The sequence below is a fragment of the Streptomyces sp. NBC_00203 genome, from assembly GCF_045206325.1.
Taxonomy (GTDB): Bacteria; Actinomycetota; Actinomycetes; order Streptomycetales; family Streptomycetaceae; genus Streptomyces; species Streptomyces lutosisoli.
In genome coordinates this window covers 1-16,527 of record NZ_CP108126.1, presented here as the reverse complement: position 1 = coordinate 16,527, position 16,527 = coordinate 1, and the positions used below count along the sequence as shown (strand labels likewise).

The 16,527-nt window shown below is 67.5% G+C and carries 16 protein-coding genes and 2 pseudogenes; 13 read left to right on the top strand and 5 right to left on the bottom strand.

What is annotated here, in order from left to right; all coding sequences use genetic code 11:
- Positions 1-432: 432 nt before the first annotated feature.
- Positions 433-1,842: an RNA-binding domain-containing protein gene (locus OG975_RS00090; RefSeq protein ID WP_406326516.1), complete on the bottom strand. Its 1,410-nt coding sequence runs from the start codon at positions 1,840-1,842 to the stop codon at positions 433-435.
- 227 nt (positions 1,843-2,069) lie between these two features.
- Here OG975_RS00090 and OG975_RS00085 point away from each other — a divergent pair, with 227 nt between their 5' ends.
- The 7 genes from OG975_RS00085 to OG975_RS00055 all read left to right on the top strand — a co-directional run bounded on the left by OG975_RS00085 (position 2,070) and on the right by OG975_RS00055 (position 7,141).
- The gene (locus OG975_RS00085) at positions 2,070-2,645 is read left to right on the top strand and encodes a hypothetical protein (protein ID WP_406326514.1); all 576 of its coding nucleotides are present in this window, start codon (positions 2,070-2,072) and stop codon (positions 2,643-2,645) included.
- Between the two features lie 206 nt (positions 2,646-2,851).
- The gene (locus OG975_RS00080) at positions 2,852-4,174 is read left to right on the top strand and encodes a PQQ-binding-like beta-propeller repeat protein (RefSeq protein ID WP_406326513.1); all 1,323 of its coding nucleotides are present in this window, start codon (positions 2,852-2,854) and stop codon (positions 4,172-4,174) included.
- A gap of 251 nt (positions 4,175-4,425) precedes the next feature.
- Positions 4,426-5,046, top strand: a complete 621-nt coding sequence (locus OG975_RS00075; RefSeq protein WP_406326512.1) for a hypothetical protein — start codon at positions 4,426-4,428, stop codon at positions 5,044-5,046.
- Positions 5,043-5,240 (top strand): hypothetical protein, encoded by a 198-nt coding sequence (locus OG975_RS00070; RefSeq protein ID WP_406326511.1) that lies wholly within the window; start codon positions 5,043-5,045, stop codon positions 5,238-5,240. Before OG975_RS00075 ends, OG975_RS00070 begins: the two co-directional genes overlap by 4 nt.
- A 156-nt stretch (positions 5,241-5,396) precedes the next feature.
- Positions 5,397-5,591, top strand: a complete 195-nt coding sequence (locus OG975_RS00065) for a hypothetical protein (RefSeq protein ID WP_406326510.1) — start codon at positions 5,397-5,399, stop codon at positions 5,589-5,591.
- A gap of 104 nt (positions 5,592-5,695) precedes the next feature.
- Positions 5,696-6,049, top strand: a complete 354-nt coding sequence (locus OG975_RS00060) for a hypothetical protein (RefSeq protein ID WP_406326509.1) — start codon at positions 5,696-5,698, stop codon at positions 6,047-6,049.
- 441 nt (positions 6,050-6,490) lie between these two features.
- A complete protein-coding gene (locus OG975_RS00055) occupies positions 6,491-7,141 on the top strand; it encodes a hypothetical protein (protein ID WP_406326508.1) in 651 nt (216 codons plus the stop codon).
- 165 nt (positions 7,142-7,306) lie between these two features.
- Here the strand turns inward: OG975_RS00055 and OG975_RS00050 are convergent, their stop codons facing one another.
- Both OG975_RS00050 and OG975_RS00045 read right to left on the bottom strand, forming a co-directional pair.
- Positions 7,307-9,712 (bottom strand): Helicase associated domain protein, encoded by a 2,406-nt coding sequence (locus OG975_RS00050; protein ID WP_406326507.1) that lies wholly within the window; start codon positions 9,710-9,712, stop codon positions 7,307-7,309.
- On the bottom strand, positions 9,709-10,458 hold the full coding sequence (locus tag OG975_RS00045; RefSeq protein ID WP_406326506.1) for a hypothetical protein: 750 nt from the start codon (positions 10,456-10,458) through the stop codon (positions 9,709-9,711). The genes OG975_RS00050 and OG975_RS00045 overlap by 4 nt, the downstream gene beginning before the upstream one ends.
- A gap of 275 nt (positions 10,459-10,733) precedes the next feature.
- On the opposite strand from OG975_RS00045, the gene OG975_RS00040 reads away from it, so the two are divergent.
- The 6 genes and pseudogenes from OG975_RS00040 (at position 10,734) to OG975_RS00015 (ending at position 13,468) form a co-directional block, all read left to right on the top strand.
- Positions 10,734-11,210 carry a hypothetical protein gene (locus OG975_RS00040; protein WP_406326505.1) on the top strand — a complete coding sequence of 159 codons (477 nt, stop codon included), beginning with the start codon at positions 10,734-10,736 and terminating at the stop codon, positions 11,208-11,210.
- A 41-nt stretch (positions 11,211-11,251) separates the two neighbouring features.
- Positions 11,252-11,908, top strand: a pseudogene (locus tag OG975_RS00035) (transcriptional regulator); the annotation flags it as partial.
- A gap of 3 nt (positions 11,909-11,911) precedes the next feature.
- Positions 11,912-12,406: pseudogene (gene tpg, locus OG975_RS00030) on the top strand (telomere-protecting terminal protein Tpg).
- Between the two features lie 11 nt (positions 12,407-12,417).
- The gene (locus OG975_RS00025) at positions 12,418-12,852 is read left to right on the top strand and encodes a hypothetical protein (RefSeq protein ID WP_406326504.1); all 435 of its coding nucleotides are present in this window, start codon (positions 12,418-12,420) and stop codon (positions 12,850-12,852) included.
- 116 nt (positions 12,853-12,968) lie between these two features.
- Positions 12,969-13,205 (top strand): hypothetical protein, encoded by a 237-nt coding sequence (locus tag OG975_RS00020; RefSeq protein ID WP_406326503.1) that lies wholly within the window; start codon positions 12,969-12,971, stop codon positions 13,203-13,205.
- Positions 13,205-13,468, top strand: coding sequence for a type II toxin-antitoxin system RelE/ParE family toxin (locus tag OG975_RS00015; RefSeq protein WP_406326502.1), 264 nt, complete (start codon positions 13,205-13,207; stop codon positions 13,466-13,468). Before OG975_RS00020 ends, OG975_RS00015 begins: the two co-directional genes overlap by 1 nt.
- A gap of 867 nt (positions 13,469-14,335) precedes the next feature.
- Here the strand turns inward: OG975_RS00015 and OG975_RS00010 are convergent.
- On the bottom strand, positions 14,336-14,980 hold the full coding sequence (locus OG975_RS00010; protein WP_406326501.1) for a hypothetical protein: 645 nt from the start codon (positions 14,978-14,980) through the stop codon (positions 14,336-14,338).
- A gap of 315 nt (positions 14,981-15,295) precedes the next feature.
- Complete coding sequence (locus OG975_RS00005) at positions 15,296-15,670, bottom strand: hypothetical protein (protein ID WP_406326499.1); 375 nt, start codon at positions 15,668-15,670, stop codon at positions 15,296-15,298.
- Between the last annotated feature and the right edge of the window lie 857 nt (positions 15,671-16,527).

Here is a 16,527-nt window from a genome sequence, read left to right as displayed (position 1 = left end):
GACAACCGTCCGCGCTCTTCGCCACACGCGCCCGTAAACCCACAGGTCACCACGCTGGTCCAGCCGTGGTCGGGAGGCCGACATCCCCTCTACGCCCCCGGACCACGCCCCACAGCAGGAAGAACAGAGAAGTGGGTGGGTGGACAGGTCCCGGGCGGCGGGCGAGGGGATCGGGCGCCTCGGGTGCATCGCGCGCGACGGCGGGCCGCGCGCGACGCCGGGCGGACCCGGCGCCTGGTCATCGCCGCCATCCCCGTACAGCGGGCCGCGTGCGGCGACCGCCGTACGGGGGAGCCGTTGTTGGTCCCGGCCTCGGGTCCGGGACGCGTTGGGGTTCCCACCTGACAAGTTGGGTCCGCATCGGACCCGCTGGCACGGAACGTCCGGCCAGGTCCTGGCAAACAGAGGCACCTGCCGGCCCCTTGACGCTGATCAGGTCACTGGAATGGAGGCTTGTTGTGCCCAGGCGCTGATCCGGGCCCGTTCGGGTTCGGACCAGCCGCTCGCGATGATCGCGCCGTCGCGGCTGATCTGAGCGGGCTCGGCGAGCCCATAGTGCTGGAACAGGTCGCTGATGAGCAGCGATGCGGACTGTACGAGGCCGATCCCCCCGTCTGCCAGGTCGTTGAGGAGTGCGTGGGCCTGTCCGACGGCGCTTCGGTGAGCGGTGGTGCTCACCCGCACGCCCCTCTCCTGCGGGACGAGGGCCTCGTGGGCGAGGTGGATCGCCTGTGCGCGGGGCGCGTTCGGTAGCCGCATGGGACCGCCCTGTACAGGCGTTTGGCTCTCCAGCCGTACGCGAAGGGTGCCCGTGCCGGCAGCACCAGTGCGGGTGACCGCGTGCTGGGCGAGGTGGTGCAGAGCCGACATGACGAGGGTGACGATGGAGTCGGTGTCGGCGCCGAAGGCCCAGGGACTGCTGTCGTCTTCAGGGAGGGTGTGCAGGAGAGCACGTGTTGCCCAAGCTCCCGATCCGTCGGAGTGCAGTTCGGCGACGAAGGCGGGCGGGCGGTCGTCGAAGAGGACGATGCGGCGCGCGCCGACCATCGTGTGGTGGAACGTCGGCGCAGTGCGTCCCAGGAGAGGGACGGCGGCCACCTCCTGTGTGCTGACGCGCTGCACACTCGCGTGGTCGATGACCATGTCCCCAGGGATATCGGGCACGAGTGAGACCGTCAGCACGGGCTCGGTCCCTACCTCGTGGCCAGACGCCTGCAGGCGCTCGGCGGCGTCTTCGACGTCGTGGTCGACCCGGACGATCCGATCCTGACGGTCGGCGAACTGCTGGAAGCGCCAGCGGTAGGCCGTGGCGACTTCGGCCTCGGTCAGCCACCGGGTGGTACTGCCGTCCCGCCGTGGGTAGGCCAGACGGGTCTGTTCTACGACGGCATGCGGTGCGTCCAGACTGCGCGGGACGGCAATGAGCAAGATGCCTTGGTTCGAACCAGGCTGATCATGCTTAGTGATCAACTCGATCCGCGGTGTGGGCCGGAGGTTGGAGGCGACAGCCTGACGGATCTGCCGCAGCTTCCCGTCGGTGAGCTCCACCGGAGTCACAGCGGTGGGGAAGAGGGACCGCCGGTCCTCGGCAAGCCCGAGAACCAGTACGCCGCCGATCCCGTTTGCCAGGGCCGCGACATCCTTTGCCAACTCGGTCCGACCCGCCTGATCGGCGCTGTAGTGCGCAGCCTTGTAGTCGAGATCTTCGTCTTCCTTCGCATCCGGGTTACCTACCAGGGAGGCGAACTGTGAGTAGGTGACCTGTTCGAGCGACCCGCCCAGAAGGGCTTCAACTCGGGGAAAACGAGGCGACATGGACCCCGAATCTAGTGCCGGGGCCATGAGACGCGCACAGCGCTATCGATCTCGGTGCAGTTGTCGCGGATACCCGGGCCGGAAGCTGTCTTCCTCCCGGTCCTCATCGCCCGCTCCGCAGCACACGCGGTGACAAGGCGATCCTCAATCGCCGTGTCCTCTCCCTGTGCGCTCATCGGGCCACCGACGAAATGCTGCCCCCCAAAGTGACGGAATGCCCCCACGGCCTCATGAAGCGCCGAGACGATAAGCCTGTGAACACAGAACTGGCTGTGGGCGTGTTCGGTTTGGTCGGTGCTGCATTAGGCGCAGGCGGTGCCGTCGGCGCTGGATGGGTTCAGCAGTGGCAGACGGCCAAGTACGCCGCCCGTGATCGCCGAGAGCAGAGAGCGATCACGCTCGGAGAGGAAGCGCTCCTGCAACTCGTGCACCTCCAGCGGGAGTTGGAGATGGCAATGGAGGACCGCAAGCAAGGGGCTGATCCAGACTTCGCAGCTCTGATCAGAAAATTCGGCCGCAACGCAGAGACAGCCCTGATCCGCTTGCCTGGGGGCCCGGACCTCCAGGAGAGCATGGGCTGCTACTTCACTCTCATCAACGGATACACACTGGCCAACGCCCACGGCGAAATCTTCGCTGGGACCGCCTGGTTCGGATTCGCTGGGAGCGAGTTGTATGCAGACGACAAGCTGAGACAAATGGTATGGGCCTACAGCTTCGCCGATCGGGCGGTGCGTACTTTGGGAGCATTTCTAAGAGGAGAGAAGCTCCCAGACTGGCGGGACACCGCCGCGGACGTCGCCAACTTGAGACCTCCGGCCCGCCCGTAGACTTGCCGGGATTTCCGCACATCAGCGCGGGACCCTCACCCACCGCCACCCACGAATCAGCAGGTCAAAGGATTCCGTCGGTTCCCCAGGCGGAGCACGTGCGCGCTGACGTGCGCGGTGCGGGATGCCGGGGCCCGTGCCTTAGGGGGTGTGACGGATGCGGACTAGGGTGATCACCCGTTGGTGACAGGAGGAACGGGGATCTCATGAGAAACAGTCAATTAGTCCGCCGCGCAAGGCGGTTGATCCTGGCCGCGGCGTTCGTCGGCTGCTCCCTGACAGGGTGTGGAAGTGGCAAGGACAGCGCGACGGGCACCGACGACGCTCCGTGGACGGCGCCCAGTAAACCCGCCGCGGCGCCGCGCCCCGTCCACGACCCGCCCGCGAAGTTCGCCGCGGCGGGCAGCCCGATGCCCGATGAGGCGACCACCGGACGTCTGACCATGGGGGGCACGCTCAACAGCGCGATCCCGGTGACCCTGTACAAGGCGACGGCGTACGTCGCCGCGCCCGACCATGTCCAGGCCGTCGACACGGCCACCGGACACGTCACGGCGACCGTCGAGCCTGAGGGCGCGGCCCTGTCGGAGACCGGCAGTTATGGCAATGACAACCCGGCAGTGGCGCCGGCGCTGGTGACCGTCGGCGGCAAGCCGACCGTGGTGACCCCGTTCCTGGTGAAGCGGTCCGGCAGCGGAACGCAGGCCGGCCACAAGGCGGTCGAGGTCACCGGCCTCGACGCGAACACTGCCAAGGTGCTGTGGCGGTTGACGCTGCGGCTGCCGGATTGGGCGGACACCACGTACGACGATCTGACCGCGACTGCCGTCGGCGCCGATCAGGCCATGGGCGCCGTCATGGTGTCTGCGGGGGAGGACGCCGTCACTTATGGCATCGATCTGGCGGCTCATCGCCGGGTGTGGACGCAGGACGGGTTCCGGGCCACCGCCGTCGCCGGGGGTGTCGTGGCCGGCACGACCGCGGACGACCTCGTCCATGAGCGGGCTGTCGGGTACGAGGCCTCGACGGGCAGGCGTCGATGGTTGGGCGGGGACAGCTATGAGCTGGCTGTGTATGCGGCGGGCCCGGGCCTCGTCCTTGCGCAGGGACGCGACTACGGCAGCGGCGCCAGCTACCACCGCCTCCTGAACGCTGCCACGGGCGCCACGAAATGGGAGATGCCGGCTGAGTTGGCCGGCTCGAGCTGCGTCTACGACGAGAAGAGCGTGCTGGTCTGCCACGGCTCGGGCTCGCAGGGCCTGGTCGCGTATGGCCTCGACGCCAGTAGCGGCAAGGTTTTGTGGCAGCTGCCGGACAAGCAGGCCGACCGGGTGGCTCCCAAGGTCACCGCGGCTTGGCACGGCCGGGTCTACGGCACCACCGACAATGGCCCCCTCGTTCTCGACGCCCGCACGGGTGAGGACACTCCTGCCCGGCCGGGTATCGCCCCGGTGCTCCTCAACGAGTCTGCGGGGATCGCCCTCGATGACGCCGGCGACAACCTGCTCGTGTACTCCACGAGCGGCTGAGTTTGTCGAACCGTTCTGGCACGGGCTCGCGCACGGCGAGGTGCTGGCTGCGGCCGTGCTGCTGAGCGGATCCGGGCTCTCTCGGTGGTTGTTGACGCCGAGCGAGGTTGCCGTGTGGTCAGGCCACCCCCAGCCGGGCACGGCATGCCGCTGGACTTCTGACCAGTACCCACCTCGTCGTCCTGGAGCAAGGAGTCTCCACGAGCGCTGTCCCGGTCAAGGTTGTCAGTGCTCGTTCTTAGGATCACGGCATGTCTGATGCCTTCACCGTCTTGTGGACCCATGACACCTGCGGTGCTCTGCGCAAGACGGGCCGCGTGGGCGAGCGGCCGCCGGTCGCCTTCAGCGGCGTCCATTCCTCCCTGCCCGCCTGGTCGGGTGCCCGTGTTGGGGATGAGGTGTACGCGCTGCACGTCAACCGGTGCGTCGTGTTCGTGGTGAGCCGGATGCGGGTGATCGACTTGGAGCGGCGTGACTGCTGCGGTACCGCGCCCGCGACGTGGCAGGACCCGGCGTTTCCGGGGCACGGCGACTGGTCGATGCTCGGCGCCGGCGGCTGCGGTGCTGCGGCAGTGCACGTGGACGCGACGCCCGTACGCTTCGATACGCCGATCCCCGGCGATCTTCTGGCGAGGCTTACCTGGCGTAACCGTCGAGGCCAGACCCGCGGTCTGAAATACGTGGTGGACGGCCGTCTCGAACGATCGGTCAGTCTCCAGGGGTTCTACCGTCTGACCCCCGAGTCCGCCGGCGAGCTGGCGGAGGCCGCCGAGCCTCGTGACGGCACCGGCGGCGAGCTCGCCCCCCCCGGTAGCGGGAGTGGCACACACACCTTTCGACCGGCTCGAGACCTGCGGGATCCGTGCCGGTGAACTCCATCCTGGTCGTGGTGGGGATGTCCCCGAAACGCTCGGCGCGGCGACTGACGGGGACGCGGATGCGGCGCTCGCAGCAGGAGAAGCAGCGGGGGTACTCTCTCGCCGACGGCGGCCCGGGTGCCCTGCTGCTGGCCCGCGCCGGCCAACGGCAGGCCCCGCTAGTGCTGGGCCTTTACACGCTCCAGTGAGGGCCCGTCAGGGGCCCGGGCCCCTGCTCAGTCCCAGCTCCCGGCAGGGGGCTGGCCCACGCCGGCCAACGGACGGCCGCGGTCGGCCGCGGCCGACCGCGCGGGAACCTTTGTCTGCCGGGTTCCTTGTCAGTGGTGGCTGGCAGCATGGTGATCATGAGTCGAATCATCTCGTTCTCCACTGCCGATAGAGCCGACGTCGTGGCGTTTCTCGGGGCGGCGGGGAAGCTCACCTCTGGCCAGCAGCGCACTGTCGGCATGATGCGCGAGCGGGCACAAGCCAGCCAGCGCGAACTCGACGGTCAGGGCATCGACTTGGGCTTGTCGTCCCGGACGCGCTTGACCACCTGATAGCCGGCCACGCCAGCTCGGACGCTGAGTACGCGGCCGGCGCCTACTACCGGGCCCTTCAGCACATCATCGACTTCACCGGGTCTGACCCCTACGACCTGGGCGTGTACTCCAAGCCCTCCACCTTCTTCGGCCTGATGGACGACGAGTTGCGCCGCCTGGGCGTGAGTGCGGATCTGCTGCCGCACGGCTATCTGTTTGCCGGGCCGCCCAAGGAGATTCCCTTCCACATCCCGTATCCCGTGGACGGCCCGCACATCGGCATGTTTCCGCTGGCCAAGGCCAAGCCGGCCGCGGATGCCTACCGCGCGGTCCTGGACCGGATGGACGACGGTTTCACGTACGACATCCAAGTCCTGATCGAACGACTGGAGTTCGAGCACGACGAATGGATCTACGCCAGCCAGAATCTCGACTTGTACACGCAAGACACGATCTTCTTCGCCATCAGGGGATGACCCCGGCCCTCGTCCTTCCGATGCCCCGGCAGGGGGCTTCCTCCCAGCTGGCCAGCGGCCGGCCCCCGTGGTGGGGGTGGTGACGAAATGCGCCCCGATGGGTGACGAAACGTGGGCGGACGTCCAGTCGGTGTCGCGTACCTGATCGCCACTGTCCGGGTGCCATCGAACCGAGTCGAATGGCCTTCTGTGTCAGCAAACAAGTCCCCGCAGGTCAGCGGCTTGAAAAGACTGCCCGATGCCTCCCTCGGCCGACTCAGCCAATCCAGCCGTCGCCGGTCAGTCCCTCGCGGTCACCCAACTCCGCTGACAACGGTCAGCCACACGGTGACCAACGAGGGACCTGTTCCGCGTCCCCGTCCGCAGGTCGGGGACGCCTGTCTCCCGGGGACCGCTGATTTTCGCTGGCCCCGGGGGATTCAGGTTGTTACAACCAGTCGCATGGGAATCTGGACCGACGCCTTCATCGCACCCGCGGAGCCGAGTCTGCTGTCCCGGGAGGCCTTTGGCCGCCTTGTGGTCGACCTGGCGCGTCAGCGTGTGGTCCGTACACCCTGGACACTGATCGCGGGCGAGCTCTGCGTCAACGCGTGCCTCAACTGGGGCAGCGTCAGCGGGCAGGCCCGCTGGGACCGCCCGGCCCCGGGAACGCTGCTGCGCTCAGAGGAGGTCCCCGAACAGTTCCAGGACAACGACCCGCCGCCGTGGGGCGACTCGCACGAGCAGGCCCGGCTGCTCGCGCGCAGTGACGCAATCCTTGATGTGCTGCCAGCCCTGCAGCAGGCACCGTACGGAGACGAGGATGTCGCCGTCGTCTTCGACTGCCTCGACTTCGGCAACCGAGCCATCGTTGACCACTTCCAGTTCAAAGACCACCGCACCATGCTGGTCTGCTTCGCCCTCACCCGGGCGCAGAACCGGCCCCTTGCCACCAACGACGCCTGGGCGCCCGGCGGGCCGGTCCACCCGATACGCACCTGCGTCGTCCACACTTTCAAGCACGCGGCAGAAGACGGTGCCGTGCCGGCGATCGCCTCCATCGCTGCCCGCCACTTCGGCCCCGCCCTCGTCAGCGGCGAAACCTGGGGCTGAGCCGGGAAGCAATCGCGAGATTCACAAGCTTGCCCGGGAGCGGCCAGCCGCCACAGCGACGGAGGGGGCAGGCCAGCTCCTGTGAATCCCCAGACAATCTCACGGGATCTTCACCCGCGAAACCTCCGAAAGTCGCAGGTCACAGAGTTTCGTCGGTTGCCCTCATCACGCTGCCCCTTCCACGGCTGCCCAGTCGAGTCCCAGTTCGGCGAGCGCCTGGAGTTTGTCGGCAGTGAGCTTCCCGCGCCTCGACTTCGTGTTCGAGAGAAACACCCCCAGCTTCACCTCAGTCCCATCCGGCAAAACCTCAACGTGAGAGCGACTGACAGGCCCCACAGAGCCCGTACGCGCCTTGTACTGCGCCAGGGCCGCTACGCCCTTCTCGAAGGCCCCGGAGGCCGCCTTGGGGGCCTTTGCGGGCGTCTCCTGCTCCGGCGGCAGTGGTACGACGCCGATTGCCTCCAGGAGCTCGCGCTGCCCGTCCATCAGCCCTGTCCAGACTGCGTGCTGACGGTTCTTCTGGAGCCACCGTCCGACGTCCATCCCGTGCACGGTGACACCGGGCAGGACGTCGGCCTGGTCTTCATCGCGCACCAGCTCCCGCAGTGCGGCGTAGTGCCGCTGCCAGTCGGCCGGCCACGCCGGGTTCCAGTGCTCATCGATCTCGTTGAGCGCCGTCTCCCACTCTGGGTGGCCCTCCAGCGCACCCGCGCGGCGCATGTTCGAAATCCACTGCCCGACCGGCCTGTCCAGCATCGTCGCCGTCCGGGGCGCGCAGAGCGTCCAGTGCTGGTCGTAGTACGCCCTCGCGGCCTCCAGGTTCTCCTGGAACCGCTCATCCGCCAGCGACCAGACCATGCCGAGTTTCTCCAGTCGGCGGGCGCGTAGGCCGGTCATCTGTCCGGCTCCGTAGGCGCGTCGCTGTTCTGCGACCCACTGTCCAAGGGGGTACGCGCCCTCCTTGTGCCCGTACGGCACGCGGGCGTGATGCTCACGCTCCGTGTACTTTTTCAGGTTCGCCCAGCCGCGCGCCCAGTCCTGCTTCTCTGTGTCGATCACGTTGAAGGACACCCAGTCCGCGACCATCACCGGGTCGCGTGGAGCCGCAAAGCGCAGCAGCAGGCGGGATTCATCCTCGCCTTCCTCGGGCGGCGGACCGATGTACTCGGAAGGCTGCGCGACATCCTTCTGCGGCTCCTGCGGAATCGCGAGCAGCTCGATCGCCTCTTCGTCGTGAGCGCGCAGACCTTCCAATACCTTCACCAAAGGCCGGTACGAGCCGGAGGTGAACATGTCCTCCGGCTTTTCTCCTGGCTGGAGGAACACCGGCACGATCAGGGAGGCGAGCTTGCCCTGTCCGGGCTTCTGACGCAGCGCCCGGCCGATGGCCTGGACGATGTCGTGCGGTGCGCCCTTCGGGTCCAGCAGGGCGACACTGTCCACCGCCCTGATATCGACACCCTCACCCAGGACACGACAGTTACTCAGCACGGCCCGCTGCGCGGTGGACCCGAACCCCGCCAGCACCTCCCGCCGGCGCTCCGGAACGTGCTCCCCGCACAGCCAGTCCGCCCAGACTTTCGCCGGGTACTTCTCCGGCCGGTCGGCGTGCAGCTTTGCCGCGACCCGCTCCAAGCCCTCTGCGTACGCAGAGGCCTCGATGGTCCGGTGGTGGAAGGTGATGCAGGTCTGCAGGTCGTGCTGCGCCATGGTGTGCAAGAGCGCGGCTTGGAGCGCCCCGAGCCGCTGCCCGCGCACCTCCTCGGTGTGCCGGTCCTCGCCCATCAGTCGCTCCGGGGTGACGACCGGGTCCTGGAGCTCCAGGACGATGATCTGGTACCGCGCGAGCAGGCCCCGCGAGACGGCGGACGCCAGCGACAGCTTGTAGAGCACCGGGCCGAACACGGCCTCGTCGTCCATGGAAGCCGCCATCTCCCGCGGCAGCGGATCACGCACCCCCTCGGCAACGTCCCGGTTGAGGCGTTCCTCCCAGATCCGCGGCGTGGCCGTCAGGTACAGCCTGCGGTGCGCCGGGATGACGGTCTGGTCGTGGATGTCTGCCCACGCCTTGCCCATCGATCCCGACGTTCGGTGGGCCTCGTCCACCACTGCGAGGTCTACGGGCGCCAGTTGTTGCCCGTAGACGCCTTCGAAGGCTTCCGCGAGGACACCGAGGCTGGCGTAGGTGGCGTAGATGGTCACCGGCCCGGAGCCGTGCCACAGGGCCAGTTGCACGGGGTTGGTGGTGGAGCGCACCCGCAGGTTCCACAGGTCGGGGTCGTCGGTGAGGCTGCATACCGCAACCGCCGGCCCCGCATGCCCGGCGTCGTGCCACGCCTTCACCGTCTGCGCCAGCAGGTCCAGGGTCGGCACCAGCACGAGCGTGCGCCCCTTGGGTGCGAGCCGCCTCGCCGCGGCGGCGGCGATGAGGGTCTTTCCCGTTCCGCACGCGGCGTGCACCTGTCCGCGCAGGCCATTGGCTGGAATGCCGTCCGGCGGGATGTCGAGACCGCGCACAAGGGCGGCAACGGCTTCACGCTGGTGGGGGCGGAGGACATTCGCGGTATTCACGATGCCTCCTTCCCAGAGATGCCGGGTGCTGCGTGCGGCGTAGCCGTGTGGGGGCGGTCGGCTGGATCGGCGGATGCGTTCTGCCGCTTGCGGCGCCTGTGTTCGCGTTGGGCCTGGGCTCGGGCACATTCACGGGTGCAGTACTTGATGCCGGTGGTGCGGTTTTGCCCGTACTCGGCCCGGCCGCGCTGGCGGACGAAGGGCCGCCGGCAGGTCTCGTTGGCGCATTCGCGGATGGTGGCGTCCTCGGCGAGGTGGTTGTACAGCTGCAGGAACGCCACGGCCAGGAGTGTGGGGTAGCGGTCTTCGAGGCTGCCGATGCCGATGCTGAACGGCTCCAGGGCCGAGTTGAGGGTACTGGTCAGGTCGCTGATCTTCAGGCTCAGCAGCTCCTTGCGCATGTGGTCCAGGTCGCGTGGCCAGGTCTCTTCCTTGTGGCTGTTTGCGGCCTGCCACCGGGCGAGTTCTTCTTCGGTGGCCTCGGCTTCGACGAGTGCGTCCAGCCCGCCCTCGTGGCGGAGAGCCAGCCATGTGGCGATGGCGTCCTGGGCTTCCGAGACGAACAGCGTCGCCAGCTCGCCGTGGAGGGCGAACGGACCGTACTCGGGGTGGAGCCTGTTCGCCAGCTCGCTGTAGTGCTCGTATCCCTCCACATCGAGGCTCAACGCGCCGACGCTGCCGCCCAGATGTCCGTAGGTCTGCATCGTGTCAGCGATCGCATCCAGGTCGGCGGGGTCGAGCTCCATGAATTCGCGAAGGTAGAAGTCCTCTGGGAGCGGCACGGTCCGCTCGCCGGGGGAGCGGAGTTGCGGGGTCCAGACGATCCACTCTCCCTCGGTCCCTGCGTCGGCGAGGGGACTCAACTCCGGGGCGGGAACAGGGGTTCCAGGCCAGAGCGTAGGACGAAAGCGTGGGTCAACGTATGCCGCCATGTGCGGCATCATAGCCAAAAGGGAGGGGTACGAAAAGCATGCAGTTCGTATCACCCAAGCGGACTCGACGGAGAGGAAAGGAACCCGCCGTGACGCAGTGGCAGGACCGGAAAACCGTGGGAGACCTACACGAACAGCGAGTAGCTACCGCCCTGCGCGCCAGAGGCTGGACCGTCCACCCTTGCGGACAAGGCACCTACCCGAGCGCAGTCCGCGAAGCCCTGCGCCGCACACGCTCTGCCTTACGACAGTTCCCCGACCTGATCGCCGCCCGCGGCAGCGACATCGTCACCATCGACGCCAAAGACCACATGCCCAGCACCGGCACCAACCGCTACGCCATCAGCACCACCACCATCAACGCCGGCCTCCAACTCACAGCCGTCCACGCCCCAACCCCGCTCTACTACGTCTTCGGCGACCTGAAAGTCCTCACCCCCGCCGAAGTCCTCCACTACACCGACCACGCCCTCCGCCACTCAAGCGGCGCCTACCACCTCGTCAGCACCCACCACGCCCACCCGTTTGACGACGTTTTCGGTTCCGCTGCTGCCCGAGCGGCCTGACCGTGTAGGTGTCTCGGCCCACCGACGCCCGCAGAAGGACCTACGCGCAGGAACTCGGCTTCAACGTCCAGCCGTTGGAGGCGTACCTGCGCCGGGAGACCGGCGCCTATCTGGACCCGTGGCACGACCGCCTCAAGACCGCCTACGTCGACACGCTTGCCGACCTCGGCGTCACCAAGGACCTGTCGGACGCGGAGTTCCTGGCGGCGATGGAGCGGCACAAGCAGGTCGACCCCGCCATGGCCGCAGTTCTGGCCGAAATCAAGGCGACGGTGAAGGGCGGGATCGGGAAGCTGTTCGAGAACCCTCAGGGCAAGGGCTACAGGGAGGGCGACCCGTGGCCGGCCATGCAGCGCCCGACCTGGCGGCCCGATATCCGGGCTGCGGTCATCTCTAAGGCGCGGGTGAACATGCATCGCAAGCTGAACAACATGGCGAAGATGACGGGCCTGTTCCCGCTCGCGGTGCTGTCGGACTGCGTCGTCTACCCGAGCCCCGGCGACAGCCCCCTCGACTTCCTGCCCTACGCGGCGTCCGGGAAGCCGCAGCCGGGAGGCTTCCGTCTCGGGCCGACGCCGGGCCTGGCCAAGCTGGAGGGTGTGCAATCGATGCTGTGGGCGGTCGACCTGATGGAGCAGGGCTACAACCCGGCCCGCCACATCAAGGGCGGCGACGCCGTCCTGGACGAAGGGGAGTAACCCGTGGGGGAGATCGAGTACGCGATCGAGCGCGCTGACCGGGAGTCGTTCACCCACGAGCCGCCCAAGACCCTCAAGGGCCAGATCGGCAGCGTTCGGTGGAGCGCTACCGCAAGGGCGATCGCAAGCACCCACCCAAGGCCATCGCCGACAAGATCGACGCGGCGGTGCGGTCCGGTGGCAGCCCCTGGTTCGCAAGCGCCGACGGAAGCAGGCCGCCACCTCCACCGGGATCACGGTGGAGACCCGCGCCCAGTTCGGCTACACCGCGCCGATCGGCACCACCGACGACGGCCGTTTCCGCCGGCTGACCGTCCACCTCCCGCCGGAGTACGCGCAGCGCCTCTTCGACGCCGAGCCCAAGGCGCCAGCGACCAGCAGATGCGCGACATCGTCGCCGAGGGATTGCAGGAGGTGTATTTCAAGGACGGCGGACGCCGCGCCGAAAACCTCGAAGTAAGCCTCAATAACATCGACTACTTCGACGTCTCGTTCTAGGAGTCATGACAATGCCTGAGGGATTAACCGACCGGCAATGGAAGTGGATACTCCTGCGGCACCCGTCGCGGCAGCAGCTGTGGCTGTACTACCCGGCAGCCTGTGAGGGGGACTTCGAGGTGCTGCGGGTGTGCGACCCGACGGGCTGGGATGCGGCGGTGCTGTCCTGGCACACCTGCACGTCCTGCCGCCGCGGCCACATCGCGAAGATCTCCATTGCGGACCACTGGCAGCGCCAGGGCCTGGGGCGGCGCCTGGTCCTGCGCGCAATGCGCGGCGCGCAGGACTACCACTGGACGACGACCGGGCAGTCGCCCGAGGCGCAGCAGTTCTTCCCCGTCCTGGCCCGCGAGACCGGCGCTGCCTTCACCCAGCGAGAACCCGTCTGCGACCACATGAAGTCCGCCGACTACAGCCACCCGGTACCCCGGTTCGAGCGCCACTGATCCATGTAGGGCGGGCCCAAGGGAATCCAAGGCCGGACCATTTTTCGTCCGGACGGAGTGCCCCGGACCCGATGGGCGCTACCGTGAATCCCAAGCAGGAGAGCAGGAGCCTCACGATGAGCGAGCACGACGTCCCGCAGCCGGCCCCGGGCCGCGAGCCGCTGACCCCTGAGGGCGCGCAGGCGCTGCGCGCGTACGCCGCACGCAAGCGCGAGCAGGCCGACCAGGTCGCTGCCGTCCTCGAGGACATCGCTGCCAACGGCTTGCCCGCCGTCGAGGACTGTGTCCCCTGGGAAGAGCTCCGGGAACGCAAGCTCGCCGGGCTCCACGCCCAGCGGGGGCACGTGGCCTGATGGCCAAGCACGCACGCAGCCGCGCCCGGATCTTCTTCTCCGACGCCGCCGCCAAGCAGATCGAAGCCATCACCGACGAAGCCGAGATCCACGCCCTGGACCGAGCCCTGACGGCGCTGTCCGTCGCCCCGGACCTCGGTAGCCCGATCCCCGGCTCCCACCCCGAGCTGCGCGAGTACGCCGACGATGTCGACGACGTCCGTGTCATCTACTACGTCACCGCCCTGCGCACCGTGGTCATCGTCGCGTACGTGGAAGCCTGACTAGCTGTTTGGGGTTCCTGGCTTCCGGTCATCTGGGCTCTTCGCGAAGGTGGACATCGCGAGACAGAAAAGGAAGCAAGGGGGCATCGTGTCAGGTGTACCGCGAGGCTATTGGGCAAGGCTGGCCCCGCACGGTTCGCGGCCTGCTGCCGAGGCGACGCAGTTCGTTGCTGCTCCGCTCCTCGCAGGCGCTGCCATTGCGACGATCGGTGTGGCGGGAGCTGACGGCGCGCGGTTCCGGTGGCCGGGCCAGCGATGCTGGCTCTGACAGCGGCTTCGGTCACCCTGCTGATGGGGATCCAGCTCGCTCTGTGAGCACGGCGTTACCTCTACAGCAGGGGAGACGTCGAAGAGTGGCTCGGAGACTTCGGGGCAGACGAAGTGGCGTTCGCGGAGAACCAGGCGATGGACCTGTATGTCTGGAAGCGCCTGTACGGATGGTCGAGCTTTGCCTACGAGACAGGAGTGGCAATGCTCGGTTTGGGCGTTCTAGGGCTCCTTGCTCCACCGGTCCATGCATCCCTGGCACACAGCGTCTGCCGCTGGACGGCCGTGGGCGCTGCGGTCATCGGGCAAGTTGTATCCACACAGCGGTCGTACTTCCCGATGACTGTTCGACGAAGCTGATCAGTTGCGGAGCCCTCGGGAAGTACCAAACTACATCCTGAGCTGCCAAAACAGTCCCAGGGCGCTGCCGATGATGCACCTGCATGGGTGCAGGAGTCAGCTCACAGTCACGTACAACTGGTCGTCTTCGGTGAGGTGTTCGCTGACGCCCAGTGACGCCCAGCCGTCTGGGCTGACTCCGTCAAGATGTACTGCACCCGCGCCAGGGCCGCACTGCTCGGCCGCCGGGTGAGGATCCGCTCAGGAGCAGTTCCACTGGCGTGCCAGGGCGACGGGCGCGAACCGCGAGCAGTCATCGGTGGCCGGATAAGCGTCGGAGCCGACGAACCACCACCCTGTGTTGGGGGTGAACCGGAAGAACTGCAGGCTCGAGCCCTCGTCCTGGAGTTGGACCCGGTCGTCGCCTGTCGCGCCGGAACCAGCTTCGAAGCGGGCGGCTGCATATAGCGTGGTGCCGCAGCTGCCGTAGTAGAAGTTGCCGGGCTTCGGCTGGATGTGGCTGACCCTTTTGGCGTGCTCCCAGGTTTGGGTCACTGCAGACTTCACGTCGGCCTGGACCGCCAGGTTCTTGCACGCGGCGGGGACGCCAGTGGAGGCGCTCGGCGTTGCCGTCGGCCGGGTGGCGCCGGCCATCGCTTTGGCGGTGGGGGCCGGAGAGGTGCTCGCCACCGCGGTCGGGCCGACGGATGCCGTCGCCGCCTGCGAGACCGTCGGTGTGGCCGAGGCCGAGGACGCTACGGATCCCGACGCTCTCCGGGCAGCCGTAGCCGCGGTGCTCGCACTCGCTGCCGAACCGGAACCGTCGTTGCAGGCCGCCAGGCCCAAACTGGCTGCGAGTGCCAGTCCCGCGGTGGCGGCCGCGACCCGTCCGTGGTCGAAGGTCATGAGTCCCCCACTCCCGACGCGATCTCTCGCGCTCCCGCTTCTCGCCGCAGACTATAAGCCCCGGGCCTCGCCCACGGTTCGCCTCGGACCGCATGAGGTCGTGCCTCACGTGCCTCAACGACTGAGACCATCGCTGAACTGCGCAGATGTCCGGCGACCACTAGATAGCGGCGGCTCCCGGCGACTACAACAGCCTTGCGCTGCCCACGGCGTCGTGTACGCAGCGTCACGCTCCACGCAACGAGAGTCACAGCCCGTTCTCGCGTACAGAGCCAGTCGTGGTCGCCGCTGCGGCGGCGGGGCGCTGTCCGGGTATCAACCGGGGTCGGCGGCCATGGAGTTGAAGGTCTCCCGCATGAGCTGGTCGGTGGCGCCGGGCTGTTCGACCAGGCTGTCGAAGAGGTCGGCGAGCAGCCAAAGCACGAAGTTGTGTACCAGGGCTTCCTTCGGTGGGATCGTCCCGAACTGGTCGCGCCAGGCCACGGTGTCCATGCCCATGGATGCGGCCATGAGGACGCCGGTGACCATTGGTACCTGGGTGGGGTCGGCCAGTTCGAAGCCGGGGAGCCTGCGGATCACGGCCGGGATCAGATCACTCAGCGGATCGAGGCGGTCCTCCTCAACGCCGTCCTGCTGGCCGATGATGTGCGCGGTGAGCACGCCCACCAGGAAGACGGAGCCCCGGGACATTTCCTCCCGGCCGTAGGTGTCCATCGCGGCCTGGACGCGCTGCTGCGCCTGCCGACGCCCCTTCTCTGACGTGCTGTTCTAAGATCCGGTACGAGTCCCATGCTGCGCGGACTGCCTCGTCCACGACTACACCGTCACTGGCCATGCGCTGACCGTAGTGAGTCGGCGGACTGCGGTGGCAGTACTCGCACGAACCGTTGGCCCGGGTCCGGTGCGGCCCGCCGTGTGCCCTCCGTTGGCGCGGGGGCCGCAGTCTTGTCACCTCCAGGTGTGTGACCGGCATCAGACACGCCCTTGAGTTGCTCGGCCACAGAACGGAAGTCCCGATATGGGGGCGCAATTCTGCATTCCACCGGTAGTTTTTGGGACGGAGTAGGGTGGTGCTGCCAGGACCCAAACTCTACACAGAGCATCATCGTGATGCAGAATCCGCATGATGTGTTCGATATCTCGAGTGAAGAATCGGCGGATTTTGTACCACTGAGGCAGGTTGGCGTGTACGCTGACAGGGCATCAGTGAACTCGACTCGGACGGGTTCAGGAGTTGGGGAGGGTTCGGGTGGAGCGCAGCGGAGCCCGTCACTACGGTGGGGCCGGCACCCCGTCAGGCCGACGATCCGTCACCTTCGTTGCGGCGGTGACGGCTGGGATTCCCAGTGGCTACACAGTCCCGCACGTGATGCACCTCCCCTCGTAGCCAGCCTCGGGAGTCCCGCTTGCGGGACTCCTTCAATTCGCGCTTGCGCGAATTGACGTCCTGTCAGAATTCCGCTTGCGGAATTCAATTCCCGCGTTTACGCGGGAATTCCGAATTGCGCTTGCGCAATTCGCGATCTATGCAGCGCGCCAGCGCTGCA